The following is a 23,638-nucleotide window of genomic DNA, read 5'->3' on the forward strand; positions in this document are numbered from 1 at the left end:
AAGAGGGAATAAAGAGCGAGGAAGACGCAAAGGGCAGGAAAAAGGCTGGGGGCTTTTCGGGGCGCCGATCGTCTTTTGCAGGTTGAACTCTCCGTTTGTTATGGGTATGATGGAATACAAATACCGAATTGGACTGCGGCAACGATTTCCGATAAGAAAGAAAGGTTGATCCGGATGGAGAACAAAAGCGCCACAACAAATACAACCAACACCAATTTCATTAAAAACATCGTGATCGAAGATCTTAACGAAGGCCGTGTAGATACGGTCGTCACGCGTTTTCCGCCCGAACCGAACGGGTATCTGCATATCGGGCACGCCAAGTCGATCTGCCTGAATTTCGAGCTTGCGGACGAATTCAACGGTAAGACGAACCTGCGTTTCGACGATACGAATCCGGCCAAGGAAGACGAGGAGTTCGTCAGAGCGATCAAGGAAGACGTGCAGTGGCTGGGCTTCGAATGGGACGGCCTCTTTTTCGCTTCCGATTATTTCGACTATATGTATGAAAAAGCGCAGCTTCTGATCCGCAAAGGAAAAGCGTACGTGTGCCAGCTTAATGCGGATCAAATCCGCGAAGGCCGCGGAACGCTTACGGAGCCGGGCAAGGAGAGCCCGCACCGGGACCGTCCGGCGGAAGAAAGCCTGGATTTGTTCGAGCGCATGCGCAAAGGCGAGTTTAAGGACGGGGAAATGGTCCTCCGTGCGAAAATCAACATGGCTTCGCCGAATATCAACCTGCGCGATCCGGTCATTTACCGCATTTCGCACGCGCACCATCACCGTACGGGAGATGCCTGGTGCATCTATCCGATGTATGCTTTCGCGCATCCGCTGGAGGATGCCTACGAAGCGGTTACCCACTCCATCTGTACCCTGGAGTTCGAGGATCAGCGTCCGCTGTACGACTGGGTCATCCAGGAATGCGAAACGGAACATGTGCCGCATCAATACGAATTCGCCAAGCTGAAGCTGACGGATACGATCATGGGCAAACGCTACCTGAAGCAGATGGTGGACGAAGGGGTTGTGGACGGCTGGGACGATCCCCGTATGCCGACGGTGTCGGGCTTGCGCCGCCGGGGTTTTACGCCGGAATCTATCCGCAATTTCTGCCGCGAAATCGGCGTGACGAAGAGCGACAGTACGGTCGATGTGAAATACCTGGATCATTTTATCCGGGAAGATTTGAAATTAAAGGCTCCGCGCACGATGGGTATTCTGAAACCGCTCAAGGTGGTCATTACGAATTATCCCGAAGGCCAGGTGGAGATGCTGGATGCGGAAATCAACTCGGAGAACCCGGAGATGGGCATCCGCCAAATTCCGTTTTCACGGGAGATTTATATCGAGCAGGACGATTTCATGGAAAATCCGCCGAGCAAATATTTCCGCTTATTTCCCGGCAACGAAGTGCGTCTGAAGCACGCCTACTTCATCAAATGCGAAGAAGCGGTTAAGGATGAAGCGGGCAACGTGATCGAGCTCCGCTGCACTTACGATCCCGAAACGAAGAGCGGAAGCGGGTTTACCGGCCGTAAAGTGAAGGGAACGATCCACTGGGTGGAAGCGAGCCGCGCCGTGCCGGCGGAGTTCCGGCTCTACGAGCCTCTAGTCCTTCCCGAGCGGGAGGAGAAGGAAGAAGGAAGCACGTTCCTCGACCGGATCAATCCGAATTCTCTGGAGGTTCTGAGCGGATTTGTGGAGGAGAACATGAAGGATGCCGAGGGTAACGACAAGTTCCAATTTTTCCGCCACGGGTACTTCAATGTAGACCCTAAAGCGTCCACGAAAGATCATCTGGTCTTCAATCTGACCGTATCGCTGAAAAGCTCTTTCGATATCAAGCAAGCTTAAAAATCGGGAACAACAGGCGGTCCCGGGTTTGCCGGGCTTGGCCCCTCGAGCGGGCTCTGTCCGTCCGAGTTCGTCGCTTAACACACAAAAAAGCAGGTCCAGGAGAAATTCCTGACCTGCTTTTTTGTGTGGGCTTCAAGCGCCTAGCTCTTCGCGGCCGCCGCTTGAAGCCGGGCCGCGAGCAGCTCCCCGAAGGCGTCGGCGCTCCTCGGAGGGTCGATGCCTTCCCGCAGCGCACGGGGAAGGGAGCGCCACAGCCGGAGGAGCATGGGCAGCTCCAGACCGATGCGTTCGATGGTGTCCGTCTCCGCGAAAACCCGCTCGGGCGTCCCCTGCAGCAGACAGGCGCCCTGGGCCATGACCAGGACTTCGTCCGCCCACGTGTAGGCCAGGTCCATGTCGTGGGTCGCCATGACCACGGTGACGCCGCTCTGCCGGATGTCCGCCAGCTCATCCAGCAGAAGCCGCTCCGACGCACGGTCGAGATACGCCGTCGGCTCGTCGAGCAGCAGCAGGCTCGGCTCCAGCACGAGAACGCCGGCCAGGGTGACGCGCTTCTTCTGCCCGAGGCTCAGGTGATGGATAGGGGTATGGGCGAGCTGCTCCAGGCCCATTCTCTCCAGTACCGCTTCGGTCCGGGCGCGGATTTCGGGCTCGGAAACGCCGGCGTTCCGCAAGCCGTAGGAGACGTCCTCATACGGCGTACCGAGAATGAGCTGCTGCTCGGGGTCCTGGAACACGAGTCCTACCTGCCTGCGCAGTTCCTGCAGATCCTGGCGCTTGTAGGACACAGGGGCGCCCTTCCAGTACACGGTCCCCGATTGCGGCCGGTGAATGCCGACGGCATGCAGGAAAAACGTCGATTTTCCGGAGCCGTTTTGTCCGCAAAGCGCAATGTTCCGGCCGGACGGAAGCGTGAGACTGAGTCCGGCCAGGGCCTTTTTTCCGGTACCGGGATAGCTGTAGACGACGTCCGCCAGTTCCATGATCGGATTCATGCGAATCCCCTCCATTTCAGCCAAATCTGTGCTGCCGTCAGCATAAAGATCCCGGTCACGCCTTCGGCTTTGTAGCGAGGCGGGACGGGGGCCGCTTCATAGGGGGCAAGTTCGATCCGTTCCGTGAAGCCGCGGGAGGTTAGCCCGTAGGCCAGACCGCGGTAACGCTGCATCGTCCGGCCGAACAGATGAACGATCAGCAGAGCGGTATCGCGCAGCCCGCCTGCGAATCCGTTCTGTCCGCCCCGGCAGCGCTGGGCGGTCCGCATGGCGTGAGCCGTATCGGCGAGCAAAAAAATAAAGCGGTACATAATCAGGGTCAGCTCAATCACGATCTGAGGAATGCGGATTTTTTTCATCACCTGAAGAATTTCCAGCAAGGGCGTCGTGAACAACACAAATTGTAGACAAGCGAGGCAGGCGGAGACCCGCATAAACAGCTCTGCTGTACGGGATAAAGATTCTCCCGTGACATAAACGGTCCATGGACCGGCCGTTCCGATGATCCATCCCGAAGAAAGGGGAACCCCGGTCCCTGTATTTCTTCCGAATTCCAGCAGGAGAGCAGGCAGGCTGGCCGCGAAGAACAGCAGCGAGCCGCCGTATACGAGCCAGTAAAGTTTGCCCGGGACACGTGCGTAAAGCAGGGTCCAAAGCGTCATCCATCCGAAAACGGCCGCTTGAACGGGCGGAGCGCCGGCATAGGACAGGATAAAGAGACAGCCGGCAAATCCGCATTTCCAGACGGGGGAGATTCCCCGGAAAGCATTGGCATAGGAAATCGTGTCGATCCGCTTGAGCATCATGCTTTGGGCTTCGGTTTGGAGGCTTTCCCCTTATACAGGCCGATCACATACCCGATAAAACCGGCACCGAGCGCGGCTTGCAGCGCGAAAAGCATGCTTTCGGTTTCAGCCGGAGGCTCCATCAGCGACGCGAACCAAGGCTCGTAAGTCGGAGCGATTTCCTGAATCGCTTCCTCCGCGGCTCCGTCCGCTCCTCCGAACTCTCCTTTAACGAAAATGAGCGGCAGCACGGCAAGCAGGACGACCGCGACCAGAATCCAGACATTCTTCTTCCACGTTTTCACGAACGGTCAGCTCCCTTCAAATTGCGCTGCAGAGCGGAAATTTCATGCGGCGTATAGGCTTGCAGCCAGCCTAGAACCAGAACGGTTAGCAGCCCTTCGCTGATCGCGAGCGGAATTTGGGTGACGGCGAAAATACCCGCAAATTTGGCAAAAGACGCGAGCATGCCCCCGTCGGCTGCGGGAAATGCCACCGCCAGCTGTACGGAGGTGACCAGATAGGTGGTCAGATCGGCGAGCGCGGCGCCCGTAAAGACGGAGAGCTTCTGCCTGCCCGTCGATTTGATCATGAGTTTGTACACGGCATAGCCGACAAACGGTCCCGCAACGGCCATCGAGAATGCGTTGGCGCCTAGTGTCGTAAGCCCGCCGTGGGCGAGGAGAAGAGCCTGAAAGAGAAGGACAACGGAGCCGAGGACGCTCATGGGAAGCGGTCCGAACAGGATGGCTCCGAGTCCGGTACCCGTCGGGTGGGAGCTGCTTCCCGTAACCGAAGGAATTTTCAGGGCGGACAGGACGAACGTAAAGGCTCCGGCCAGACCCAGCATAAGCTTGAGCTCCGGCGTTTCTTTTGTAATTCGGATCAGAGCGCGGACGCCCAGGATGAAGAATGGCAGGAAGACCACCCACCAGAATAAGGCCCAGAAGGGCGGCAAAAAGCCCTCCATGATATGCATGGCGTAAGCCGACTCCGGCTCGTTTACCAGAAAGAAGCAGACGATTCCGGCTATAAGCAGAAAAGACGCCAGGGTTTTACGGATATTCATCGGAAATCCTCCTTCATAAATGTGGGTCCGCCGTAAGCGGCGGCCAGTGCGGCAGAACGGGGCCATGCCCCTGCTGTGCTTTCGGACGCGGATTCGTTAAACCGGCCGCCCGGCTGCCAGTTCCGCAAGCTCTTTCCGATGATTCCGATGCCGCAATTCCCGGCTCCGAACCTCTTCTCCGCACACAAAAAAAGACATCCTTCCCTTCGCACGGGAACACGATGTCTTATGCACGCAACAAAAAAAGTTTGCGATCTCAAACACCTCCCTATTCCTCGTAGGTCGTATCAGTGCTGTCAAAACAGGCAGGTCTCCTGGCTCGGGGCGTCCATACCGGCTCCTTCCCGGAACGTCTTAGTTCCAGTGGCTTCGTGCCGGATGTGAATGAGAGTGTTTCCCCTTACAGTGGCGGGACCGCGACGGCATTTCACCGTTCTTCCCTTTTAAATTTTAGAGTGGCTCTAAAATACCTGTTTCCACAAATATGCAGTTTTCCGTGATAATACTACAGGATGTCCCAAACCTTGTCAATTGCGGAAAAGGCATGAATTTCAAGGCTGAAATACTGCCGGAATCGGTTTCGGAATCTCTTTTTCCCTTGCCTTTGACATCGCTTTCTTTTGTTTGCGGAAAAGAAAAACGAGAGGGGTATCGGCCCTCTCGCTGAAATTTTATTTTATAGACTAAACCCGAACCCAAACTCTGAACTTATAGGACGAAAATGCCGACCACGCCGGTTACGATTCCTGTCAGGGCAACCATACCGGCTGTGAACCAGAGCACTCGCGCTGGAAAAGCCTTGCGCACCATAATGAGGGACGGCAGGCTGACCGCAGGTAGTGTCATGATTAGCGTGGCGGCCGGTCCCGTGCCCAGGCCCAGGGCCATCATCGTTTTGGCGATCGGAATTTCCGCGGCGGTCGGGATGACGAACAGGGTTCCGGCCAAAGCGAGCCCGATCAAGGCGACGAGGCTGTTGCCGATCGCGGGATCGAGGGCCGGGAACAGCCAAGCGCGTGCGGCGCCGAGAATGAATACGGCGATGAAATAGACGGGAACCACGGTCCAGAACATCGTCCAGAGCGCTTTCAGCCAGCGGACGACGACCGGCCCGGACTGCGGCTGCATAATCGGCGTCTGCGGAAGCTCGCCGGTCACTGCATCGTCCTTCTTGACGAGGCGCTCCGCCCAGTACGAGACGCCGAACACGAGCACGATCCCCGCGGCGATTCTCAGAATGGCGAATTTCCAGCCAAGCACGAAGCCCATGAAAATGATCGTCGCCGGGTTCAGTACCGGGTTGCCGATCCAGAAGGCGAGAGCGGAGCCGATGGAGCCCGACTGCTTGCGCATGCCGACCGCTACCGGAGCGGCGCAGCAGGAGCACATCATGCCGGGCATGGCGCTAAGTCCGCCGGCTACCGTGCTGCCGAAAGTTCGCTTGCCGAACACCCGCTTCAGCCAGTCTTGCGGGATCAGCACCTGAAGCAGAGAGCCGAGGACGATGCCGAGAATCGCGGCTTTCCAGACGGCTTTGAAATAGACGACGGAGTAGTCCCAAGCCGCGGCCAGCGAAGGCTCGGCGGAGCCTGCGAGAATCGACTTCCCGATGTCGTGCTTGGCCGCCGCGGTAAGCGCTTTGTGGAAGTAGGGCTCCCACTTTACGTAAAACAACCCGCCTATGAGAATGGCGATAAATATAAAAGGCTTCCAGTAAGCAGTGCGCGGTCTGCTTTTGGTGGAAGCCGGAGTTGGAGATGTATTCACGTGATGTCCCACCTTTCTAAATCCACTTGCAACTATACCATAGTCACCGGGGAAAAAGAACGGCCTACTTCTGTCAGAAATCCCTGTTCCAAGTAGAGAACTAAGGATTCAGTAAGTCGTAAATCCGAGCATGTCCTGCAGATGATAGACGATTCGCTTGAAGCCGACCAGCTTATCCTCATAGGCCGGATACTCCAGGGAATACTCCGCATCCCGGTTATTCCACAGGCGGTCCCAGTAGCGGTCGAGGTCCCGTGTAATTTTGCTGCCTGCCGGTGCCGTTATCTCCACGTTCGTTTCCAGATTAAGATCGTCAAGATTACGGGGCGTGAAATTGGCGGAGCCGCCGTTAATGACGGCGTTGCCGTCCGGATGACGGATGTAGATCAGCTTCGTATGAAACTGCTCCTGGGCGGTGTTGTACCATTTAACGGCGATTTTACCGCCCGTTTTCTTCCTCAGCTCCGCGGCGACCGGACGATTCGGAATCCCGGTCTTGCTGTGCCCGAACGCATTCTGGTTCGGATCGAGCAGCAGCTGGATGGATACGCCCCGCGCGGAAGCATCCAGCAGAGCGGCGATGACCTTGCGGTCGGCGAGATAGAACATACCCATGCGGATCTCGCTGCCCTTGGGCGCTGCCGAGATACTGTCAAGCAGGCGGGAATAGATTTTCCCTTCCGTAAGCAGACGTACGGTCACGGCGTCCTTGGAGGATGCCGCAGGTTCTGGCGTTCCGTTTCCGGACGCCGCTTCCGGACGTGCGGGTTCCCCCTGCTTATCGGCCGCCTTCGGCTGAAGGTGCGCGGGTCCGCCTGACATAACGGAAGCGGCCTGCTCCGTTCCGACGACTTCGGAGATGAAGTCCTTGCTGCCGGTTATCTGAAACCCGATATTCGAGTTGTTGAAGCTGGCGTCATGCGGGTTGGCGGACAGCACCAGCGCCGTATTTTCGGTGGCGACGACTTTGCGGTGATTCGCTTTGACATTGAAAAGCTTCAAATAAGAGCGCAGCGTCACTTTGGGGGCGGAATCCGCCAGAGGGTTGGGCAGCCAGCCCTTGCCCGACTGTCCGAACCACTGGAACCCCATCCGCCAGACGGCGGAGTACAGCGGGACGGAGTCTCTCAGCGGGTTCGTGTCCGTGAGTACGACCCCGATACCGGCCGCTTTGAGCCGCTCAAGCTCCGGAGACGGGTGCGAGCCGTAGGTCGTGTTCACCTCATCGGAAACGACCGTGATCGGCATGTCAGGATGTCTCCGCCTGGCGTCCAGGAGGCTTTCCGTCAGCTGTCCGCTCAGAGGCGGGAAGGCCTGGTCGTTGTCGTAGTACCCGCTGTACAGGAACATGTCGACCACGATAAATTCCTTCGCTTCCGCGATAGCTTGGTTGACCCGGTCGAAAATCATCTGTTCCTGATGATAGCCGCCGTCTTTTTTATAGGAAAGATCATAGAGAAAATCCACGCTCTCCGCCCGGTAGGCTTTTCCTTCGAACGACAGGCCCGGAGGCAAAGCTTTGTGTGTATGAACGGCGGCCACGATACCTGCCCAGATGAAAAAGACAAGAAGCAGGATACCGCCCTTCAGCCAATTCGAGGAGAGCCAGCTTTGTTCGGTTTGCTTCCGTGTATCTTCCGAAGAGCGGACCGGGGGCAAAGGGTTTCGTTCGGTTCGTTTTAAGGGCTCCATGAGCATTCTCCCCGTACTTGTAGTGGACGTAACGGAGCCTGTCTGTCCGCCGGTGCGGGGAGTCTATAGACTCCCGCAGGGGTTAGGGGCAGGCCGTTACAGGCTACCGACTATTTAACGCCGGGAAGGGGCATGTGAAGCAGGGGAGTTTTGGAACAGGAAGAAGAACGGAAGCGAAGACAGCGGCAGTCGTGCCGCGCAAGGAAACGGAACGGAGACCGATCAGGGTGCGGGGGGGCCCGGAACCTGCATCGCCTCATGAGCGCCGCGAACTTTCTGGACGAATACTTCCAGCGCCTTCGAGTTTTCACCCGCGGCTCTGCGCACCATCGTCAGCGTCCGGGTCAGACGGCGGCCGCCGGCTCCCAGATGGACGATTTCTCCCGATTCCAGCTCCTTGCGCACGATCCATCTCGACAAAAGAGCGATCCCGAGGCCCGCGGACACCGCTTCCTTCACGCTCTGGGAGCTGCTGAACATAAAGGAGCGCTTCACGTTCAGCTGCCATTCGGCGATCAGCCTATCGCTGTAATCGCGGGTTCCCGACCCGGGCTCCCGCCAAACCCACGTCTGGTTCTGCAAGGATTGGAGCTTGAACGGTTCCCGTGTCAGAGGATGATCGCGGGGAGCAATGAGAATCATTTCATCTTCCATAAAAGGTTCGATCTCTACGTCCGGGGCGTCCGCGATCCCCTCGATCAGCCCGATGTGGAAATGATCGCGGCGCACACCTTGAACCACTTCGACGGTGTTCGCGATCGTGGACTGGATGTCCACCTTCGGGTAATGCTTGGCGTAATCGGCCAGCAGGCGGGGGAGGATATATTCGCCTATCGTAAAGCTGGCGCCGATTTTAAGCGATCCCGTCACGACGTGCTGCAAAGCGTTGATTTCCTGACGGGCTTCTTCATAGAGGCGCAAAATTTTTTTGGCTCTCGCATAAAGAAGCTCTCCGGCTTCCGTCAGCTTGACTTGTTTGGGAGAGCGGATCATCAGCTTGGCGCCGAATTCCTGCTCCAGATTCCGGATATGCTGGCTGACGCCGGGCTGGGAAATATTCAGGGCCTCGGCGGCCCGGGAAAAATGGCGCTGCTCCGCCACGGCGGCAAACACGCGCAAATGATCGACGATCATCGTAAATCCCTCCGCAACGATTGAGTGTAGGAAGACAGCCGGAAAGCGGCTGCATGCGGCTGAAAACCTGGCGGTTCAAAAGCCCTTTTGTAGAAGCGAAAAGAGCGTCCGGCCGTTGCCTCCATTGTATCATAAGTTTTTGTAATGATTGGCATCGCGTATTCGTATTTCCGTTCCCCCGCGCGTCCTCTTATAGTGAAAATAAAGAACGCGTTCGATAGCCGTGTGAACACGAGCCAGAAACGAACTGGAGGGGTCGACAGATGAAAACTTTCACGCAGCGGTTAGGAACCCCGGCTTTACATGAAACGGGACAAGAAAAGACGGATTCGAATGAAAGCCGCACTCCAATAAAACAACGGTTAAGCACCGTTTCTCAAGACAGAACAGGATCTCCTGTTATAAAAGAAGAAACACGGCCGGAAGAGACACACCCGGCTGTGTCGGCAAGAAAAACCAATACGCTTGCCGCCTCGGATTTCGCAGCCGGGCCCGGGCTCGGCAAAGCCGCCGCCCGCCTCGCCACAGGCCTCGGAATGACGCTTGCGCTGGCCCTCGCGGCCAAAGCGCTCGCCCTCATTCCGGGCCTGAATGTCATCGGGCAGCTCGTGCTCGCCCTGCTGCTCGGCATCGCCTGGCGTGCCGCCGCTCCCGTGCCGGCATCCGCCCCGGCCGGGCTGGCCTTCGCCAGCAAGAAGCTGCTCCGCGCGGGCATCATCCTGCTCGGCATGCGCCTCAGCCTGCTGGATGTGGTACATGCGGGGCCGGCCGTGTTCGCCGCGGCGGCGGGCAACATCCTCTTCGCGACCGTCGTCGTATACGCCATCGCCCGGAGGATGAACGTAGGCCCGCGCCTCGCGATGCTGAGCGCCTGCGGCACCGGGATTTGCGGGGCGGCGGCTATCGCCGGCATCTCTCCGCAAATCAAGGCGGACGACGACGAAACGGCCGTCGGCGTCACGGTTATCGCGCTGCTCGGCACGCTGTTCACCGTGGCCTACACGCTGGTGTATCCGCTGCTCGGCTTCTCGTCCGCCGAGTACGGCTTCTTCTCGGGTGCGACGCTGCACGAGATTGCCCACGTCATCGCGGCCGCCGCTCCGGGCGGCAGTGCCGCGGTAGACAGCGCGCTCGTCGCGAAGCTGACGCGCGTGGCCCTTCTCGCGCCGGTCGCTCTGGCGCTCGGCGTCTGGGCGGCGCGGCGGGAACGTCGGGGCGCCGGCGAAGGCGCCGCGGGCACCGCGGCTTCCGGCGCAGCCGGGGACGCCGCTCCCCGCAAGGCGGGCGTGCCGATCCCGTGGTTCATCGTGGGCTTCCTGGCGGCAGCAGCTCTGAACACGATCGGGATCGTACCGCAGCCCGCCGCGGCAGCCGCCGTTCAAGGCGCCTACCTGCTTATCGCGATGGCGATGGCGGGGCTCGGCTTGAACGTGAACCTGGCCGTGTTCCGGCGTCACGGCCTCCGGGCTTCCGCAGCCGTGCTGCTGGGCTCGGTGCTGCTCTCGCTGCTCGGCATCGCGGAGGTCTATGTCCTGCGTCTGCTTGGCTGAGAGATGAACAATAGACCATGAACCCGCGATTTAAATGAAGCCCTTTGAAGTGGACAGATGCTTGGCGATTACCGCCGCCTGTCCATGCAAGAGGGCTTTTTGCGTACCCGAAAAGTTGTATTTGCCTTCCAGTTTGGGGTTTAATAGAGACAGGGAACCGAAAGATCCTGTTTGAACCGGCGTTCCGCTGGGCACACTTCCATTGAAAGGTCTGTTTGCAGGCCGCATTTTATACATACACCTACCGGTTATAATGGATGTTTCGGAAGCCCGTCAACGGGGTAATGAACGAGTTGAAACTTGAAGGAGGCGCTCATATGCAAATTACTTATCACGGACATTCGTGTTTTTTGGTAGAAAACGAAGGATACCGGGTACTCTTGGACCCTTTTCTAAGCGGAAATGCACTGGCTGTAGCCGATCCGGGAGAAATTCAAGTGAACGCCATCCTGCTTACACACGGCCATAGTGACCACATCGTGGATGCCGAGGAAATCGCCCGCAAAAATGACTGCGTCATTATCGCAAATTTTGAAATTGCTTCTTATTTCGCATCGAAGGGACTCAAAACCTTTGCCATGAACATCGGCGGCAGCGCCACGTTCGAATGGGGCACCGTCAAATATACGCTCGCTTTCCATTCCTCCAGCATTGAGGTAGAGCCGGGCAAATTCGTGGATGGGGGACAACCCGGGGGCATTCTGCTGACCATGGGCGGCAAAACGTTCTATCACGCGGGCGACACGGCCCTTTTCGGAGATATGAAGCTGTACGGAGAAATGTACAACATCGATGTGGCGGCCTTGCCGATCGGAGATGTTTTTACGATGGGACCGGATGAAGCGGTGCTTGCGGCTACATGGCTGCGCGCCAAGAAATACATTCCGACCCACTACAATACGTTCGACGTGATCAAGCAGGATGCAAGCGAATGGATTCAAAAGCTGAAGCAGGCGTATCAGGAAGGCGTCCGGCTCGCACCGGGCGAGACCTTGGACGTCTAGGACCTGCCGGGGTAACGATAAGGGAACCAAAAACGAGGGGGCTGTCTGTGTACATACGTACAAAGGCAGCCCCGCTTCGGTATCCCGGGCGGCGGAGTACGCACCCTCTGGAGTTCATAGGAAAAATCGGCGATAATGCTGTTAACGATAAAAACCAGGAAACCGGCGGCATCCGTTTGCCCAGCCGGTTATGCCCTGTCGGAGGGATTCATCTATGCAGGAACTTCAATCGAGAGAGAAAAAACCTAAAGAGACCAAACATATCGCGACGGTCTCGCTCGGTGTGATGGGAGCGGGCTTCCTGGCCACGCTTCCTTTCGCTCCGCATACTGCGGGAGCCTTTCTGCAGAGCGGCTTCGAAGCGGGCCTTGTCGGGGGACTCGCGGACTGGTTTGCGGTCACGGCTCTTTTCCGACACCCTCTGGGGATCAAGATCCCGCATACGGCGCTGCTGCCGAACAACCGCGCCCAGATGACGAAGGCGGTCGTTTCCGCGGTGGAAGACAACCTGCTGGGCAAGGAAAGCATCGCGCTGCGGATCGGCCAGATGCGCCTTGTCGAGACGATGCTCGTCAAAGCGGAAGAAGCGCTCCGCTCGGAAGGTGCGCGCGAGGCGGTGCGCAACGCCTGCCGCTACGCGCTGGAGCGTCTGCCCGCCGAGCAGATCGCCGCTTTTGCCTCGCAGCAAATCCGGCAGGCGGCGGGCAAAATGGACCCGGCCGCGGCCGTGGGGCTGGCGGTCGATCAGGTGCTGTCGCACGGCTACGAAGAGCCGGCAATTGATTTCCTGATCGACCGTGCCGAACGCTGGGCCGTGCGGGCCGAGACGCGCCGCCTCCTCGGGGAGATCGCCGAGGGGGTTATTCAGGGAATCGAGATGAACGGGCTGATGGCCTTCGCCAAGAATGCATTCCTCGGATTTCTGTCCGGGGACAAGCTTGGCGGCATGCTTCAGCATGCGCTGCTCGATAACCTGGCGGCCCTGCGGCTTCCCGGCCACCGCAACCGCGCCGGCCTGCTCGACATCGTCCGCCGGGAGCTGAGCGGCCTCAAAGACAACGAGCGGCTGCACGAAGCCGTCGGTAACCTGGCAGGACAGCTGCCGGACCGGCTCCGGCTGGAGGAGCGGCTTACCGCTATGATCGAAAGCTGGCGCGACCGGCTCCTGGAGCAGCTGCAGGAAGGGCCGCTGCTGGACGAGACCGTCATGCCGCTGCTTGAAGAAGGCGTCCGCCGCCTGCGCAGCGATGAGGATACCGTGCGCAAGCTTGAGGAATGGCTGAAGGCGCAGATCACCGAGTTTGTGGAGCGCAACCATTCCAAAATCGGCGCTCTTGTCCGCGAGAATATCGACAAGATGGACAATGCCACCTTGATCGAGTTCATTGAGAACAAGGTCGGCAAAGACCTACAGTGGATTCGGGTCAACGGCGCCGTCTGCGGATTTATTATCGGGCTCGCTCTCGAAGGGGTGCGTATGCTCTTCGGACAATAACGCCGACTGCTCCAGACGGCAGTCTCCTCATAGCGCCGGGTGAGCGCACTGCCCTGTGCCTGCTGCACGTTAAGGGGCCGTGTCATCTGTCCGATAAGGGCCGCCGGCGCCTACGGGCATGCCCTTGGGACAAGAGCGGAAAAAAGTCTCCGCGCAATAGGCAAGTGAACAGGCATAAACGTCTCTCCCTTCGTATGCTGAATTAGAAATATTCGAGAGGAGAGGTTCAATATGAGTCATCATCATCACCACCATCATAATCACTGTCTTTGCCCGGAGAAGCAGGTATTCGATCCGCCTACGAGAGTATACAGAGATTTTTATCACCCGCAAATCGTAGAAGTCGTTCATCCGATCGAAATCGTCAACCGTCATCACTGTGTGCCCGTGCCTAAACACGTTCACTGCTACACGGTGAAAGACGAATTCTGCCCTTCTCCAGTCCGTTAACGGTCCAGCCGATACTAGCGAAAGCGCCGGGGAATTGTTCTCCGGCGTTTTTTGTGCAGTCTCGTTATGGGGATTATTGGCCCGGAACCTTGAGCCGGGTGGGACAAACGGCGAGGATTCGGGTAATCGTATGTGTTAAAATGGAACAAAAAGCGGTTGATTACAGCCGCATAAAGGACGCTGCCGGAGGAGGGATTGGCATGATACGAATCGGATTGGCAGGCTGGGGAGATCATGACGATCTCTATACGACTCCTGCGGACAAGAAAGAAAAGCTGAGAGTGTATTCCTCGCATTTTCCGGTTGTGGAGCTGGACAGCTCCTTTTACGCCGTCCAGCCCCTGCGCAATACCCGGAAGTGGGTGAAGGAGACGCCGCCCGGTTTCGGGTTCGTCGTCAAAGCGTACCAGGGCATGACGGGACACCTGCGCGGGAAAAATCCTTTCGAAAGCACGGAGCAGATGTTCCGGGCTTTCGCGGAGTCCATCGAGCCGATGCGTGAGGCGGGAAAGCTGACTGCGGTGCTGATGCAGTATCCGCCCTGGTTTGACTGTATCCGCGAAAATGTGGACGCGCTCCGTGAAGCGAAGAGCCTCCTGGACGGGCTGCCGCTCGCGGTGGAGTTCCGGCACCGCAGCTGGTATGCCCCGGAAGTGCGGGAACGCACGCTCGGCTTCCTGGAACAGGAGGGCTGGATTCACACGGTCTGCGACGAGCCCCAGGTCGGCAGCGGATCGGTGCCGATCGTGCTCCGCGCAGCCAATCCGGACCTGACGCTGGTCCGGTTCCACGGCCGCAACGACGGCGGCTGGGTCGGTGCGCCTCCGGGCAAGAGCTGGCGCGACGTGCGGTACCTGTACCGCTACAGCCGGGCCGAGCTCCTGGAGTGGAAGGAGCGTCTTAAGGCGCTGGAACGGAGCAGCCGCGAAGTCGTGGTTATTTTCAACAATAACTCCGGCGGGGATGCAGCCGCCAACGCCAAAGAGATGATGGAGCTGCTCGGCATCGGGGACGAGCAGGGACTCGCTCCGAGACAGCTGGACCTCTTCTGATCTCTGCTCCGAAATGAAAAGCCAATATGCCTTTTATGGGCAAATGGCTTTTTTTGTCGTTTAAAAGAGGAGTCGGCAACCCTCGGAAAGAATCAAACTCGTGATATTTAGAAGGGTCGGATAAGCCGGGTCATTCAAGCAAAGAAAATTCAACCAAAGCGGAGATGAAAGATGAGAAAGAAACGTAAGATTCCACAGGTTTTATCTGTTTTGATGGCAGGCGCTCTGGCAGCTTCCGCCGGAACGGCGGGAGGCTCGGCCGTAAGTGCCGCCCCCGCAACCCAGAAAGCCGGCTTTGCCGATCTTTCGGGGATAACCGGAAATCCGCTGCAAAGTATTCAACGGGCGGTCGAGTTGGGGCTTTTCGATGGTGCTGCGGAAGCTTTCCGGCCGAAAGATCCGCTGACCCGGGTGGAGATGGCGGTTCTCCTTACACATGCACTGGAGCTTCCGCTTGACGCATCGTCTGCGTCCTTTAAGGATGTTTCCGCAAGCAGCTGGGGAAGTCCGTATATTGAGGCGATCCGCAAGGCCGGTATCGTCCAAGGCGACGGAGAGGGGAACTACCGCCCTCAAGCTCCCGTAACCCGCCAGGAAATGGCGGCCATGCTGATGCGCGCCGCCGAGCTTTCTTCCGAAGGCGGCAGCGAGCCTGTTTTGCCCGGAGACTGGGATCGGACCGCTCCGTGGGCGCAATCTTACGTCCGGGCCAGTCTGGAACAAGGTTCCATGAAGCTTGCCGGAGGCTCATTTCTTCCGACAGGGTCCGTTTCCCGCGGCGAAGCGGCTGAAATGCTGCTGGCCACCTTTTTTTCCGTCGAACATGACATGATTCTCCAGGAAATCAGAGATTCCCGCCACATCAAACTGAACGGTGTCGTATATGAGCTGTCCGAAGAGACGGCGGCCCTTTTTACGGAGAAGAACAAGGCGGTTCTTTCCAAAGCCAAGCTGAAATTTCATGCGAATGGCCGCAAGATCGACGCGATCCGTTCACTTGAACTGCGCACATCCGGAAGTCCGGCCGGAGACGGGGAAGAGGAGTTTTCCCGCAATCTGGTACTGGATGGTAACGGGGCCGTCCTGCCCGGGGATCTGATCGTATCCAATGATTATTTGTCCGTGACTGGTCTGCAAATCAACGGCGATTTGACCGTTGCGAAGGGGCTGGAAAACGACTTTTACGCAGAAGGTATCAAAGTTAAAGGGCAGACGAGAGTAGCCGGAGGCGACGACAATACGGTCGTTTTCGAAAATTCCGAGCTGAACGGCTTGACTGTTCTTAAAGAAAATGTGCGGATCGTGGCCTCGGGCAAAACCGTCGTCCAGCAGATGGACATCCAGTCTTCGGCCCAAGTGGAAGTCGGCGTGGAAGCTCGGGTGCCGGAGCTTACTCTTTCGGACGGTTCCGCCAAGGTGGATCTGCACGGATCGCTTGGGCAAGTTACGGTACAGAGCTCGCAGCCCGCGCAGATTACAGGAAGCGCTTCGATCCGGCAGCTGAACGTAACAGGTTCCGCTTCCATAAGCATCGAAGGCACGGGAACGATTGACCAGCTGCAGGTCTCGAATGCGGCTTCCCAGGTGGCAATCGGATCGTCGGCCCAGGTGGCGGCGGTTTCACTGGGACAGGGTGTGCCTGCTTCGGCCGTTACGAGAAGCCAAGCTCCTTCCGGCGGCACCGCGGGCTCCTCCTCTTCCGGTTCATCCAACGGCGCACCGGTTCAGGTAACTCCTTTCCCTGAATATATTTTCATGGAGAGGGGCACGGGGGCCTCGATCGACCTATCGGCATTCTTTACAGATCCCGATGGAGACACGCTGAAAATTTCGGCCATCTCCAGCAGCAACAGGGTCGTGAGCGTATCCACGAGCGGGTACACGGCAACTTTGACGCCTTCGGCAAGCGGGACTGCAACGATTAAAGTATCCGTCGACGACCAGCACGGCAATAAAATCAGCGGTTCCGTCAAGGTCACCGTTTACGCGCTGCCGGTTGCCCAGCCTATTCCCGATCAGCTTGTCCAGTTGAACGGCGGGTCCGGTACAGTGCGGCTGAGTGATTATTTCAGCGACAAGGCGCTGCGGAATTTGACCTATTCCGCTTCCTTGGCAGATCCGGCAATCGCGGATGTGTGGGTAAACGGGGATGGGCTGAGTCTGACCCCTCTTCGCTCCGGGCACACGTCCGTAACGGTGACGGCTCAGAACGATATCGTGGCGAATGACGGGTCTCGCGGTGAAACGTCGATCACGTTCGAGCTCACGGTAAATACGGCTCCGGCGGCATCGCAAAATCCGGCTGACGTGTATCTGGCTCCGGGAGCCGCCCATTCGTCTCTCGATCTTTCGCGGCTGTTCACGGATGCGGATGGGGACACGCTCACTTACGAAGCCGAGTCAGGCGACCCGTCGGTTGCGACCGCAAGCGTCCAGTCCGGCCTGTTGACCATCCAGGCTAACCAGCCCGGAACGGCCGTGATCAGACTGCGGGCAAAGGACGGAAAAGGCGGGGAAGGCACCGCGGATCTGACCGTTCACGTCAGCCCCTTTAACCAATCTCCGGTTGTGAGCCGGCAGCCTGCGGACAGGCTGCTTGCCGTAGGCCAGACGGATACCGCTCTGGACCTGGCGCAAGTATTTACCGATCCGGACCAGGATGCGCTTGTTTACGAATATACCGTATCGGATCCTTCCGTCGTTGGGGCAGTCCGGCAGGGCGACTCCCTGCTGCTGACGGCGCTCCAAGGCGGACAGGCCGTGATTAAACTGACGGCCAAGGACGGCAAGGGCGGAGAGGTGAGCGCCTCTTTCACCGTGTCCGTTAACCGTGCGCCGGCGGCTGTCCGCAATCCGGACGATGTTTACCTCGTGACGGGCAGAGAGGACGGCGAACTGGATCTTTCACAGCTGTTTACGGATGCGGACCAGGACCCTCTGACCTATGAAGTCCTGTCATCGGTTCCGGGTACGGTGTCCTGGGAGGTAGCCGGACAGAAGCTGAGGCTGCACGCCCTTCAGGTAGGCACCTCCGCTTTCCGGGTCACCGCCAAAGACGGATGGGGCGGCGAGGCCGCCGTGACCTTTACCGTCAACGTGCGTATGCCGAATACGCTGGGTACGATCCCGGATCAGACGGTGGAGCTCGGAATGCCTAAACTGCTGGATCTGACCGCCCTTCTGGCGGGCTTTGATGCCGCTGCTACGGTAACGGCCAATACGTACGATACTTCTGTTGCGACGATTCTTTTGGCGGACAGAAAACTGACCATGACGCCGATAAGCGAAGGTACGGCTACGGTCACCCTAAGCGTGTACCACCCGGTCGAGGGCGATCAGAGTACACAATTCGCCATCCGTGTCGTTCAGCGTCTGAACAGCGCGCCGACGGTGGTGAAGAACATCCCCGATCAGCTCCTTACACCGGGCGTTACGAATGTGCGGACGTTCGATCTCGCTTCGTACTTCACGGATGCGGACGGAGATGCTCTGTCGTACACGGTGTCGGGTTTTTCTCCGGCCGTCGTTTCGGCTGCCGTGTCGGGCAATATCTTAACGCTGAACCCGGGCACGGGAAGCGCGGACGGACAGGTGACGGTTACGGCAGACGACGGCAAGGGCGGGACCGCCGAGTTCCAGATTAACGTGCGCACGGCTCAGCTCGTGAACAATGAGATCGTTACCGTACGGACCAAACAGGGCATAAGAGACCCGCTCACTTACGATTTGGCCGAGCTGTTTCCCGGCGAAACCTCGTTCCGCGTGTACAAAGGCACGCCGGATGCCATCATCAGCGGTCCTACCGTATTGAACGGAAAAACGCTTGCGCTGGCTAACGAAATGTCTTATTTGTGGGTAATCGGCGCTCAAGGCAAAGCGGCCGTATTCCGGGTCGTCGCCGAAGCCCAGGGCGCTCCGCAAATTTTCTTCTCGGAATATTTGGACGGAGGGGACGGACGAATCGCGTTTGAGCTCTATTACAGCGGGGATATGGATCCGGGCAAGAAACCGACCGGTTATACCGTTGAGGCGCATCAATATATGAAAAAAACCGGGAAAATGAACGTGATCAGCAAGGCACTTCTTGATCAGGGGCCGGGCAAACCGCTTATTGTTCCTTATATTTTCATCGACTCGATCTTTTACGATTTCTTTGATATAACCACAGCCGTCTATTATAACGAGGACGGGATCAGGTTCTACAATCCGGCTGAATGGAACACGGTGGCCCTGGTACTGAAAAAAGACGGCCAGGTTGTCGATGTGCTCGGAGATCCTTCTTCGACGGCGCAGTTCCTGCCTAACGGCGGAACGCTGGTTAGAAAGTCCGGCGTTTCTACCGGATCGAAGCAGTTCTCCAAGTACGGAGAATGGAATGTGTACCCCAAAGGAAGCTATCAATTTATGGGCCGTCACACGCCGTAGGAACGAAAAGGACTTTGGAGACGAATAGTCTCCAAAGTCCTTTTTTTGCCGCTTCCGGAACACCCTTTTTAACGTTCCAGCCTGGTAACCCGCTGCTCCAGACGGTCGAGCCGCTGATCGAGCCGGTTGACTTCCCGGGTGAGTCTGCCCAGTTCCCGGTTCAACTGGTTGAATTCGCGCTCCAGCCGGTTTACGCGCTGATCCAGGTTTCCGAAGCCAGGGCCTTGGCCGGGACCAGGCCCCGGTGCAGGTCCAGGCCCTGGGCCAGGGCCCGGCCCCGGCCCAGGCACCGGTCCAGGGGCGGGAATATACAGCGTCTGCCCCACATAGACATAAGGGGTGGACAAGTTGTTGGCGCGGAGCAGAGCTTCCACCGTGGTGTTGTAGCGGTTTGCGATCAGATACAGCGTGTCGCCGGGCTGCACGACATAAGTATTCATAAAGGTTCCTCCCATGAACGGAGTTAGGATAGTAGCTGCCGTATTGTATGTGCCGGCTGGGCACTTGGTGCCCGGCAAACGCCCGGTGCGAGATGCTTTGACATGAAAAAATTCCATTGCCGACCTTGGGAGGAATGTGCTAGATTTGAAGCGGAATATATAGATTACCAAAATTTTCATGGGGAATGGGGTCTACCAATGCTAAACCGCAATACCTTCCGGTTGTGCGGAATTGTGCTGGCAATCATGCTGGCAGCCGCTTCCGGATTCGGATTCGGCACGCCTGTGCGGGCCGCGGCCGACTCGGACGAGCTGCCACAGATTATCGCGCGCACATCGCCGTCCGTAGTCGCCATCATCGGCAAGCCTACCGGCGGCAAAACCGATAAAGGCACAGATAAAGACCGCTACGATCTGGCGCACGGCACGGGAGTGATCATTAAATCGAACGGGGTCATCGTGACCAACGCGCATGTGGTGAAAAGCATGAGCAACCTGGTCATCGTGACCTCGGACGGAAAGTCTCATACCGGCAAGGTGACCAATCTGGACGAACAGAGCGATCTGGCTCTGGTCAAAATTGAAGCGACCGGCCTTCAGACGGCATCGTTCGCCGATCCGAAGAGCCTCCGCGTGGGTGAAACCGTCGTCGCCATCGGTACGCCGGTTTCCTTCGCGCTGCGGAACTCCGTTACCGTAGGGATCGTGAGCGGCATCGACCGCTCGGTGAACGATCAATACCGGCTCATCCAGACGGATGCCGCCATCAACCCGGGCAACAGCGGGGGCGCTCTCGTGAACATGAAGGGCGAAGTCGTCGGCATCAATACGCTCAAATACTCGGAGTACGGAGTCGACAATCTCGGATTTGCCATTCCCGTGGATACCGTGGACTATGTGCTTAAGCATTTCGAAGCTTACGGCAAAGTGAAACGCCCGTTTCTGGGGCTGAAACTGGAAGAGAGCTGGGAAGCGGCTGTCGGCCTTCCTTCCGATGACGGCCTGACGGTTTCACACGTGGAACCGGGATCGCCGGCCGAGAAGGCGGGCATTGAAGAGGGAGACACCCTGGTGTCTATCGGTGACAAGGCGGTGGACACGACCGTCCAGTACAACGAAGTATTAAAGCAGTATTTGCCCGGACAGAGCGTGAAGCTGACCGTGCAGGCGGGAGGGAAGACGGTAACCCGCGAGGTCGCGCTGGGAGAAGAGAAGTCCGAGGATGCCCGTCAGACAGACAATACCGACAATACGGGACTGAATACGGACCGGGGCAAGACGAAAATCGGAGACAGCAACCAGAATTGGTCGATGAAATATCCGAGCGGGCTGATCAAGCAGTTCCAGAGCGCGGACGGCACGGTGGTGCGGTTTGCCGACGCCAAAGGTGACTTTACGTTGTCCGTCTCCGTCGAAGATCAGGGCGACGAGCTTTCTCCGGCCATGCTGCTCAAGACGGCTGCGGAGCTGAAAATGGGCACCATTCTGGAAAAGCAGTACGTGAAGAGCGGCGCGCAGCCGTACGCTAAAGTAACCGGCAAGCTGGGAGGCATGGTCTACCAGATCCGGCTTTATCAGGACCATGACAAGCTGTACTCGCTGGCTTTGACCTACAGCCAGGACAAAGATAACGGCACGAAAGCGGGGCCGAACAGCTACGCCGATCTGCTGGACAGCTTCCGGACCGTTTTCGACCGGCAGGATGCCAAGCTCAAGGACATTGCCAAGACGAAAAGCGGCAGCGGGGACGAGGTATCGAACGAATACGGGCTTACCTTTGCCCTGCCCGATAAATGGAACGAGTCGCCTTACCGGACCGATGTCCAATATTCGAACGATACCATGAGCCAGGGAATTTCCATCGAAGTGACTTCCCAAACGACCGGGGATACGCTCGATGCCTGGGTGAAACGGGACAAAACGGATTTCGAAGAAACCTTCGCCGCGTCCTACAGAGAGACTTCGGAAGTTAAGCGAGGAACGCTGGACGGTACGGAGTCCCGGGAGGTTACGTTCTCCGCGACGATGGGCGACAAATGGGAAAGCATCCACCAGGTTTATCTGGTGAAAGAAGGGTATAAATACAAGTTTTCGATCCATTATCCGAAAGACCTGAAGGCCGGCGAGGCCGACAAGCTGCTCGGAACCGTTATTTCCTCCATCCGGCTGGATGTGAAAAAAATGGACGCCGGCGTAGGCTTCATTCAGGACGAACAGGAAATTTTGGACAAAAACCGGACGATCCGGTATGCCGATGAGGACTACGGGTATACGGTGAAAATACCGGAAACGTGGACCCGCGAATACGCGGAAGATTACGGCGATCCGGATTTCGAAAAAGGCGGCGCTTCCTTCTATACCTTCACCGGCGGATACTTTGCCGTAGACGCGGAGGAGGGAACCGACTGGCAGGAGAAAGCCGCTGAAATCAACGACGGCCACGAGAAAAGCGCCGAGGCCGATGCGGACTACAAGGTCAAAGCGGAAGACGTCAGCCTGCTGGGTACGACAGTCCGTAAATTTACCGTTCATTACTCGGTGAAAAAAGTCGGCTACGAAGAAACCGAGTATGTGCTTTCCAGAAACGGGAAAGTCTACGTGATTACGACAAGGCTGAACGACGCGGTGCATACCGAAGCGAATGCCGAGCGTCTGAACAAGGCCGTCCGGTCGATGGTTTTCGGAAAATAGTCGGATTTGTGTGACTGGAACGATTGCATGTCCATCCGGCATCTCTTACAATGGGCATAACAGGAACAGACGGCCGGGAGACGCGTTCTCCTGCCCGTCTGTTTTCGTAACCGGAAGAGGAGAGGACACAGCAGATGCGTACATTAGGAGCAATTGAAGCAGGAGGAACCAAGTTTGTCTGTGCGATAGGCAGCGAGGACGGAACGGTACTGGAACGGGTAAGTTTCCCGACGACCACTCCGGAAGAAACGATGGGCAGCGTCCTTTCATTTTTTGAGGGCAAAGGGATCGAAGCGCTTGGCGTAGGCTCGTTCGGGCCGGTAGATCCCAATAAGAAGAGCCCGACTTACGGGTATATTACAACGACCCCCAAACCGCATTGGGGCAACTATAATATTTTGGGCGAACTGAAAAAGCATTTCGACGTACCGATGGAGTTCGACACGGACGTGAACGGGGCGGCGCTAGGGGAAGCGACCTGGGGCGCGGCCAAAGGGCTGGAGAGCTGCCTTTATATTACGGTGGGAACCGGCATCGGAGCCGGAGCCGTTGTGGGCGGCAAACTCGTGCACGGGCTCACGCATCCGGAGATGGGCCACATCTTCGTACGTCGCAATGCGGAAGACACTTATGAAGGAAAATGTCCTTACCATAAAGACTGCCTGGAAGGACTGGCGGCAGGCCCGGCCATCGAGGCGCGCTGGGGAGTGAAGGGAACCGAGCTGGGCACGGACCACAAAGCCTGGGAACTCGAAGCCGATTACCTGGCCCAGGCGCTGATGAGCTACATTCTGATCCTGTCGCCGGAGAAGATCATCATGGGCGGGGGCGTGATGAAACAGCAGCAGCTGTTTCCGCTGATTCACGCCCGCCTGCAAGAACTTTTGAACGGCTACGTTCAGAAAGAGGAAGTTGCGGCGGGGATCGCCGACTACGTCGTATACCCGCAGCTTGGCGACAACGCCGGAATCTGCGGCGCTCTGGCGCTGGCCGCCCGCGCGCTCGGATCGGAAATCCGATAGCGGGTCTGCAAAGCCGTACCCATTCTCCCGAACCCGGGCGGATGGGTATTTTTTCTTAGATAAGAATAAGTATAAACGTCCCGGATTTTGTCACGTTCACCTGTGATAATGATTATCAACTTCATTGACAATGGGCGGGGTGTATTTTACACTAAGGGAAGAATAGGGAGAGGGCGTATAGGGTTTGTCCGGTATGCCCGGTACTCG

17 protein-coding genes and 1 riboswitch are annotated in these 23,638 nt (G+C 57.7%); of the genes, 9 read left to right on the forward strand and 8 right to left on the reverse strand.

The features are described 5' to 3' along the window. Nucleotides 1-174 precede the first annotated feature (174 nt). Nucleotides 175-1,857 (forward strand): glutamine--tRNA ligase/YqeY domain fusion protein, encoded by a 1,683-nt coding sequence (locus tag AC2TF6_RS01780; RefSeq protein WP_491309727.1) that lies wholly within the window; start codon nucleotides 175-177, stop codon nucleotides 1,855-1,857. A 143-nt stretch (nucleotides 1,858-2,000) separates the two neighbouring features. On the opposite strand, the gene AC2TF6_RS01785 is transcribed toward AC2TF6_RS01780, so the two are convergent. The 7 genes from AC2TF6_RS01785 to AC2TF6_RS01815 form a co-directional block, all read right to left on the reverse strand. After that, nucleotides 2,001-2,855: an energy-coupling factor ABC transporter ATP-binding protein gene (locus tag AC2TF6_RS01785; RefSeq protein ID WP_491309728.1), complete on the reverse strand. Its 855-nt coding sequence runs from the start codon at nucleotides 2,853-2,855 to the stop codon at nucleotides 2,001-2,003. Continuing rightward, nucleotides 2,852-3,661 (reverse strand): cobalt ECF transporter T component CbiQ, encoded by an 810-nt coding sequence (gene cbiQ / locus AC2TF6_RS01790; protein WP_491309729.1) that lies wholly within the window; start codon nucleotides 3,659-3,661, stop codon nucleotides 2,852-2,854. The genes AC2TF6_RS01785 and cbiQ overlap by 4 nt, the downstream gene beginning before the upstream one ends. Next, complete coding sequence (locus AC2TF6_RS01795) at nucleotides 3,658-3,945, reverse strand: energy-coupling factor ABC transporter substrate-binding protein (protein WP_217560808.1); 288 nt, start codon at nucleotides 3,943-3,945, stop codon at nucleotides 3,658-3,660. The genes cbiQ and AC2TF6_RS01795 overlap by 4 nt, the downstream gene beginning before the upstream one ends. Further along, entirely contained in the window at nucleotides 3,942-4,709 is a 768-nt protein-coding gene (locus tag AC2TF6_RS01800) for an energy-coupling factor ABC transporter permease (protein ID WP_042231271.1), read from the reverse strand. The genes AC2TF6_RS01795 and AC2TF6_RS01800 overlap by 4 nt, the downstream gene beginning before the upstream one ends. A gap of 287 nt (nucleotides 4,710-4,996) precedes the next feature. Continuing rightward, a riboswitch (cobalamin riboswitch) is annotated at nucleotides 4,997-5,198 on the reverse strand. Between the two features lie 219 nt (nucleotides 5,199-5,417). Continuing rightward, nucleotides 5,418-6,476, reverse strand: a complete 1,059-nt coding sequence (locus tag AC2TF6_RS01805; RefSeq protein ID WP_491309730.1) for a permease — start codon at nucleotides 6,474-6,476, stop codon at nucleotides 5,418-5,420. A 108-nt stretch (nucleotides 6,477-6,584) separates the two neighbouring features. Next, nucleotides 6,585-8,168: a phospholipase D family protein gene (locus tag AC2TF6_RS01810; protein ID WP_491309731.1), complete on the reverse strand. Its 1,584-nt coding sequence runs from the start codon at nucleotides 8,166-8,168 to the stop codon at nucleotides 6,585-6,587. A gap of 222 nt (nucleotides 8,169-8,390) precedes the next feature. Further along, entirely contained in the window at nucleotides 8,391-9,302 is a 912-nt protein-coding gene (locus tag AC2TF6_RS01815; RefSeq protein ID WP_491309732.1) for a LysR family transcriptional regulator, read from the reverse strand. Between the two features lie 536 nt (nucleotides 9,303-9,838). Between AC2TF6_RS01815 and AC2TF6_RS01820 the strand changes: the two genes are divergently transcribed. The 6 genes from AC2TF6_RS01820 to AC2TF6_RS01845 all read left to right on the forward strand — a co-directional run bounded on the left by AC2TF6_RS01820 (nucleotide 9,839) and on the right by AC2TF6_RS01845 (nucleotide 19,278). Next, nucleotides 9,839-10,852 (forward strand): YeiH family protein, encoded by a 1,014-nt coding sequence (locus AC2TF6_RS01820; protein WP_491311580.1) that lies wholly within the window; start codon nucleotides 9,839-9,841, stop codon nucleotides 10,850-10,852. Between the two features lie 317 nt (nucleotides 10,853-11,169). After that, nucleotides 11,170-11,856 (forward strand): metal-dependent hydrolase, encoded by a 687-nt coding sequence (locus AC2TF6_RS01825; RefSeq protein WP_491309733.1) that lies wholly within the window; start codon nucleotides 11,170-11,172, stop codon nucleotides 11,854-11,856. A gap of 214 nt (nucleotides 11,857-12,070) precedes the next feature. Further along, on the forward strand, nucleotides 12,071-13,351 hold the full coding sequence (locus AC2TF6_RS01830; protein ID WP_491309734.1) for a DUF445 domain-containing protein: 1,281 nt from the start codon (nucleotides 12,071-12,073) through the stop codon (nucleotides 13,349-13,351). Between the two features lie 231 nt (nucleotides 13,352-13,582). Then, nucleotides 13,583-13,801 (forward strand): hypothetical protein, encoded by a 219-nt coding sequence (locus tag AC2TF6_RS01835; RefSeq protein ID WP_491309735.1) that lies wholly within the window; start codon nucleotides 13,583-13,585, stop codon nucleotides 13,799-13,801. Nucleotides 13,802-14,001: 200 nt separating this feature from the next. Beyond that, entirely contained in the window at nucleotides 14,002-14,853 is an 852-nt protein-coding gene (locus tag AC2TF6_RS01840) for a DUF72 domain-containing protein (protein ID WP_491309736.1), read from the forward strand. Between the two features lie 171 nt (nucleotides 14,854-15,024). After that, entirely contained in the window at nucleotides 15,025-19,278 is a 4,254-nt protein-coding gene (locus tag AC2TF6_RS01845) for an Ig-like domain-containing protein (RefSeq protein WP_491309737.1), read from the forward strand. A 68-nt stretch (nucleotides 19,279-19,346) separates the two neighbouring features. Here the strand turns inward: AC2TF6_RS01845 and AC2TF6_RS01850 are convergent, their stop codons facing one another. Beyond that, a complete protein-coding gene (locus AC2TF6_RS01850; RefSeq protein WP_491309738.1) occupies nucleotides 19,347-19,718 on the reverse strand; it encodes a LysM peptidoglycan-binding domain-containing protein in 372 nt (123 codons plus the stop codon). Between the two features lie 198 nt (nucleotides 19,719-19,916). Between AC2TF6_RS01850 and AC2TF6_RS01855 the strand changes: the two genes are divergently transcribed. Both AC2TF6_RS01855 and AC2TF6_RS01860 read left to right on the forward strand, forming a co-directional pair. Continuing rightward, nucleotides 19,917-22,409, forward strand: a complete 2,493-nt coding sequence (locus tag AC2TF6_RS01855; RefSeq protein ID WP_491309739.1) for a S1C family serine protease — start codon at nucleotides 19,917-19,919, stop codon at nucleotides 22,407-22,409. 134 nt (nucleotides 22,410-22,543) lie between these two features. Next, a complete protein-coding gene (locus AC2TF6_RS01860; RefSeq protein WP_218230516.1) occupies nucleotides 22,544-23,431 on the forward strand; it encodes an ROK family protein in 888 nt (295 codons plus the stop codon). Nucleotides 23,432-23,638 lie beyond the last annotated feature (207 nt).

This window comes from Paenibacillus sp. JNUCC 35 (genome assembly GCF_058269095.1).

Bases quoted from the DNA above. Each gene is read 5' to 3' on its own strand.
- AC2TF6_RS01810 (WP_491309731.1), bottom strand. From the start codon at position 8,168: ATGGAGCCCTTAAAACGAACCGAACGAAACCCTTTGCCCCCGGTCCGC.
- AC2TF6_RS01800 (WP_042231271.1), bottom strand. From the start codon at position 4,709: ATGAATATCCGTAAAACCCTGGCGTCTTTTCTGCTTATAGCCGGAATC.
- AC2TF6_RS01825 (WP_491309733.1), top strand. From the start codon at position 11,170: ATGCAAATTACTTATCACGGACATTCGTGTTTTTTGGTAGAAAACGAA.
- AC2TF6_RS01780 (WP_491309727.1), top strand. From the start codon at position 175: ATGGAGAACAAAAGCGCCACAACAAATACAACCAACACCAATTTCATT.
- AC2TF6_RS01840 (WP_491309736.1), top strand. From the start codon at position 14,002: ATGATACGAATCGGATTGGCAGGCTGGGGAGATCATGACGATCTCTAT.
- AC2TF6_RS01830 (WP_491309734.1), top strand. From the start codon at position 12,071: ATGCAGGAACTTCAATCGAGAGAGAAAAAACCTAAAGAGACCAAACAT.
- AC2TF6_RS01860 (WP_218230516.1), top strand. From the start codon at position 22,544: ATGCGTACATTAGGAGCAATTGAAGCAGGAGGAACCAAGTTTGTCTGT.
- AC2TF6_RS01855 (WP_491309739.1), top strand. From the start codon at position 19,917: ATGCTAAACCGCAATACCTTCCGGTTGTGCGGAATTGTGCTGGCAATC.
- AC2TF6_RS01845 (WP_491309737.1), top strand. From the start codon at position 15,025: ATGAGAAAGAAACGTAAGATTCCACAGGTTTTATCTGTTTTGATGGCA.
- AC2TF6_RS01820 (WP_491311580.1), top strand. From the start codon at position 9,839: ATGACGCTTGCGCTGGCCCTCGCGGCCAAAGCGCTCGCCCTCATTCCG.
- AC2TF6_RS01815 (WP_491309732.1), bottom strand. From the start codon at position 9,302: ATGATCGTCGATCATTTGCGCGTGTTTGCCGCCGTGGCGGAGCAGCGC.
- AC2TF6_RS01785 (WP_491309728.1), bottom strand. From the start codon at position 2,855: ATGAATCCGATCATGGAACTGGCGGACGTCGTCTACAGCTATCCCGGT.
- AC2TF6_RS01835 (WP_491309735.1), top strand. From the start codon at position 13,583: ATGAGTCATCATCATCACCACCATCATAATCACTGTCTTTGCCCGGAG.
- cbiQ (WP_491309729.1), bottom strand. From the start codon at position 3,661: ATGATGCTCAAGCGGATCGACACGATTTCCTATGCCAATGCTTTCCGG.
- AC2TF6_RS01850 (WP_491309738.1), bottom strand. From the start codon at position 19,718: ATGAATACTTATGTCGTGCAGCCCGGCGACACGCTGTATCTGATCGCA.